Source organism: Streptomyces alkaliterrae, assembly GCF_007097205.2.
Classification (GTDB): Bacteria; Actinomycetota; Actinomycetes; order Streptomycetales; family Streptomycetaceae; genus Streptomyces; species Streptomyces alkaliterrae.
Genome location: NZ_VJYK02000402.1, coordinates 1 through 4,135, shown reverse-complemented (window position 1 = coordinate 4,135; position 4,135 = coordinate 1). Strand labels below are relative to the sequence as shown.

At 70.6% G+C, this 4,135-nt stretch carries 3 protein-coding genes; all 3 read right to left on the bottom strand.

Annotation, left to right across the window (positions count from 1 at the left end; all coding sequences use genetic code 11):
• Positions 1-221: hypothetical protein (locus tag FNX44_RS29235; RefSeq protein WP_228450181.1), on the bottom strand; the 221-nt coding region annotated here is incomplete at its 3' end.
• A gap of 55 nt (positions 222-276) precedes the next feature.
• A complete protein-coding gene (locus tag FNX44_RS24565) occupies positions 277-993 on the bottom strand; it encodes a TetR/AcrR family transcriptional regulator (RefSeq protein WP_143651187.1) in 717 nt (238 codons plus the stop codon).
• 203 nt (positions 994-1,196) lie between these two features.
• Complete coding sequence (gene aceE / locus FNX44_RS24560) at positions 1,197-3,929, bottom strand: pyruvate dehydrogenase (acetyl-transferring), homodimeric type (RefSeq protein WP_143651186.1); 2,733 nt, start codon at positions 3,927-3,929, stop codon at positions 1,197-1,199.
• Positions 3,930-4,135 lie beyond the last annotated feature (206 nt).

Sequence of the window (4,135 nt, the reverse complement as noted above, 5' to 3'; positions counted from 1 at the left end):
ACAGCGCCCCGACCCGCCGGTCCGTCGCCGGGCGGGCAGCCGGCGGCCGAGGTCTGGCGCGGGATCAGGGCGACGCGGCGCGGGCCGACGTGGGCCGGATACCCGGCGAAGTCCTCCCGGCACGTACCGTGGCCGCCCGGGCGCGCGGTGGCGGTCGCCCGGGGCGGGCCGAGCGCTGGTCGGCGGTCGTGCGAACACGTCGCGGTGGTGGAGCAGTTCACAGGTGGCACACCCTACGAGACGTCGCCGACACCCCCGCCGGAGGCGTGACGCGTCTCACTTTCCCACCGGGTGGCCGGGGCACCCGGGGAGCGCGCGGCCGGGAGGGACGGGCGGACGCGCGCCGGGAAGCGCGGAGCGGGACGTGGCCGTGCCTCCCCAGTCCTCGGACAGCGCGGACGGCAGCAGGTCCAGGTACTCGCCCGCCTGGCGCCGGGCGCTGTCCAGGTCGGGATTCCCGGTGCTGCCCCAGACGTGCATGGCGGTGCGCAGCACCCCGCAGAAGGCGGCGACCAGCACCCTCGGCCGGGGGTCTTCGGCCAGCTCCACGCCCACGCGCCGGGCGACGGCGACCGCCAGTTCGTCCTCCATGGCCTGGCTGCGGCCCAGTTGCAGGGCGCTGAGGGTGGGGGTGGTCTCGATCAGCTGCCACATCCGGAGGTACACGTCCGCCGGGACGATCTCCTCGATGGTCGCACCGATCTCCCGCCAGCCCGCGTCCATGGCGTTGCGCAGCGCCACCAGCGGCGGCTCTTCGGCGGGACGGGCCGCGAACCTGGCCAGGTAGCGCTCCTGCACCGCCTCCTGGACGACAAAGACGACGTCCTCCTTGCCTGCGAAGTAGCGGAAGAAGGTGCGCTCGGACACCGAAGCCGAGGTGGCGATCTCCTCCACCGTCGTCCGCTCGTAGCCCTGGGAGAGGAAGAGCTCGTGCGCGGTACGGATGAGCGCGTTGCGGGTCCGCAGCTTCTTGCGCTCGCGCAGTCCCGTCACCCGGTCACCTCCCGCTTCGCTGTTGTGACGGCCAATCGTAACCACACCGTAACCACGCCTCCGGCTACCGCCTCGACGCCACCATGGACGTTCGGCCACTCGGCGGCGCGGGTCACCCGGGCGCGCGCGGGGCCGTCCCCCGTCACACACGCCGGCGGCCCGTGGCGCCGAAAAGAAGAGCGCCACGGGCCGCCGCGGGTCTGTCAGGCGTCGCCGCCCGCCGCGCCCGGGTCCGCCGCCGCCACGTCGAGCAGCTGGTAGCGGTCGATGGCCTGCTTCAGCACCGACCGGTCCACCTTGCCCTCACGGGCCAGCTCCGTCAGCACACCGAGCACCACGGACTGGGCGTCGATGTGGAAGAAACGCCGCGCCGCGCCGCGGGTGTCGGCGAAGCCGAAGCCGTCGGCGCCCAGCGACTGGTAGGCGTTCGGCACCCAGCGGGCGATCTGGTCCGGCACCGCGCGCATCCAGTCCGAGACCGCGACGACCGGTCCTTCGGTGCCCTGGAGCTTGCGGGTGACGTACGGCACGCGCTGCTCCTCCTCGGGGTGCAGGAGGTTGTGCTCCTCCACCTCCACGGCCTCGCGGCGCAGCTCGTTCCAGGACGTCGCCGACCAGACGTCGGCGCGTACGTTCCAGTCCTCGGCGAGGACGCGCTGGGCTTCCAGCGCCCAGGGCAGCGCCACACCGGAGGCGAGGATCTGCGCCGGCAGCTCGCCGGCCTCCCCGGCCCGGTAGCGGTACAGGCCCTTGAGGATGCCCTCGACGTCCACGTCCTCCGGCTCGGCCGGCTGCTGGATCGGCTCGTTGTAGACGGTGAGGTAGTAGAAGACGTCCTCGGCGTTCTCGCCGTACATCCGGCGCAGACCGTCCTTGACGATGTGCGCGATCTCGAAGCCGAACGCCGGGTCGTAGGCCACGCAGCCCGGGTTGGTGGACGCCAGCAGCTGGGAGTGGCCGTCGGCGTGCTGCAGGCCCTCACCGGTCAGCGTGGTGCGCCCGGCGGTCGCGCCCAGCACGAAGCCACGCGAGAGCTGGTCGGCCATCTGCCAGAACTGGTCACCGGTCCGCTGGAAACCGAACATCGAGTAGAAGACGTAGATCGGGATCAGCGGCTCGCCGTGCGTGGCGTACGCGGAACCGGCCGCGATCAGCGAGGCCGTGCAGCCTGCCTCGGAGATGCCGTCGTGCAGCATCTGCCCGTTAGGCGACTCCTTGTACGCCAGCAGCAGGTCCCGGTCGACGGCCTCGTAGGTCTGGCCGAGCGGGTTGTAGATCTTCGCGGACGGGAAGAAGCTGTCCATGCCGAACGTGCGGTACTCGTCCGGCGCGATCAGCACGAACCGCTTGCCGATCTCCTTGTCCCGCATGAGGTCCTTCAGCAGCCGCACAAACGCCATCGTCGTGGCGATCGACTGCTGCCCGGAGCCCTTCTTCACCGCCGCGTACGTCTTGTCGCCCGGCAGCGCCAGCGGCTTGGAGCGGTCGACGCGGGTCGGCACGTAGCCGCCCAGCTCCTTGCGCCGGTCGTGCATGTACTGGATCTCGTCCGAGTCCCGGCCGGGGTGATAGTACGGCGGCAGGCCGTCCTCCAGCGCCTTGTCGGGGATCGGCAGGTGCAGCCGGTCCCGGAAGCGCTTGAGGTCCTCCACGGTCAGCTTCTTCATCTGGTGCGTGGCGTTGCGGCCCTCGAAGTTCGGGCCCAGTGTCCAGCCCTTGACCGTCTGCGCCAGGATGACCGTCGGCTGGCCCTTGTGTTCCTTGGCCGCCTTGAACGCCGCGTACACCTTGCGGTGGTCGTGGCCGCCGCGACCGAGGTGCAGGATCTGCTCGTCGGTCATGTTCTCGACCATGGCGCGCAGCCGCTGGTCGCCGCCGAAGAAGTGGTCCCTGATGTACGCGCCGGTCTCCGTGGCGTACGTCTGGAACTGTCCGTCGGGCGTGGTGTTGAGCTTGTTGACCAGCACGCCGTCCCGGTCCTGGGCCAGCAGCGGGTCCCAGGAGCGGTCCCAGATGAGCTTGATCACGTTCCAGCCGGCGCCGCGGAAGACCGACTCCAACTCCTGGATGATCTTGCCGTTGCCGCGCACCGGGCCGTCCAGGCGCTGGAGGTTGCAGTTCACCACGAAGGTGAGGTTGTCCAGGCCCTCCCGCGCGGCCAGGGTCAGCTGGCCCAGCGACTCGGGCTCGTCCATCTCGCCGTCCCCGAGGAACGCGTACACCTGCGACTTCGAGGTGTCGGCGATACCGCGCGCCGCCATGTAGCGGTTCATCCGCGCCTGGTAGATCGCGCCGATCGGGCCGAGGCCCATGGAGACGGTCGGGAACTCCCAGAAGTCCGGCATGGACCTCGGGTGCGGATAGCTGGAGAGCGCGTACGGCGCCTTCGACTTCTCCTGGCGGAAGCCGTCCAGGTGCCGCTCACTCAGCCGGTCCAGCAGGAACGCGCGCGCGTAGATGCCGGGCGACGCGTGCCCCTGGAAGAAGATCTGGTCGCCGCCGTCGCCGCCGTCCTTGCCCCGGAAGAAGTGGTTGAAGCCCACGTCGTACAGGGAAGCGGAGGAGGCGAACGTGGCGATGTGCCCGCCGACGCCGATACCCGGCCGCTGGGCACGCGACACCATGACGGCGGCGTTCCAACGGGTGGCGTTGAGGATCCTGCGCTCGATCTCCTCGTCGCCGGGGAAGAACGGCTCGTCCTTGGTGGCGATCGTGTTGACGTAGTCGGTGCTGCGCATCTCGGGCACCGCGACGCGCCGCTCGCGGGCGCGCTCGATGAGCCGGAGCATCAGGTAGCGGGCGCGTTCCCGGCCGCGCTCGTCGACCGCCGCGTCAAGGGAGTCGAGCCACTCGCCGGTCTCCTCGGGGTCGAAGTCGGGGACCTGGCTCGGCAGGCCGCCAATGATGATCGGGGTGCGATCTGATCCGGAAGCCACGCTGTTCCTTCGTTCTCGGTGGTGCCTTGTCTGGTGTCGCGCCGACTCCCATCGTGTACCGCTGGGCCGCGTACGTCACCTCTACTCAGGGGTAACTGTCAGGGCGGGTGAGAAACGCGGGTCGGGCGCCTTCCGTCGGCCGCCGGACGGCCGAATCGCAACCCTACGCCCCATTCGCACACCCGCCTGACGCCACCCTCCCGGCC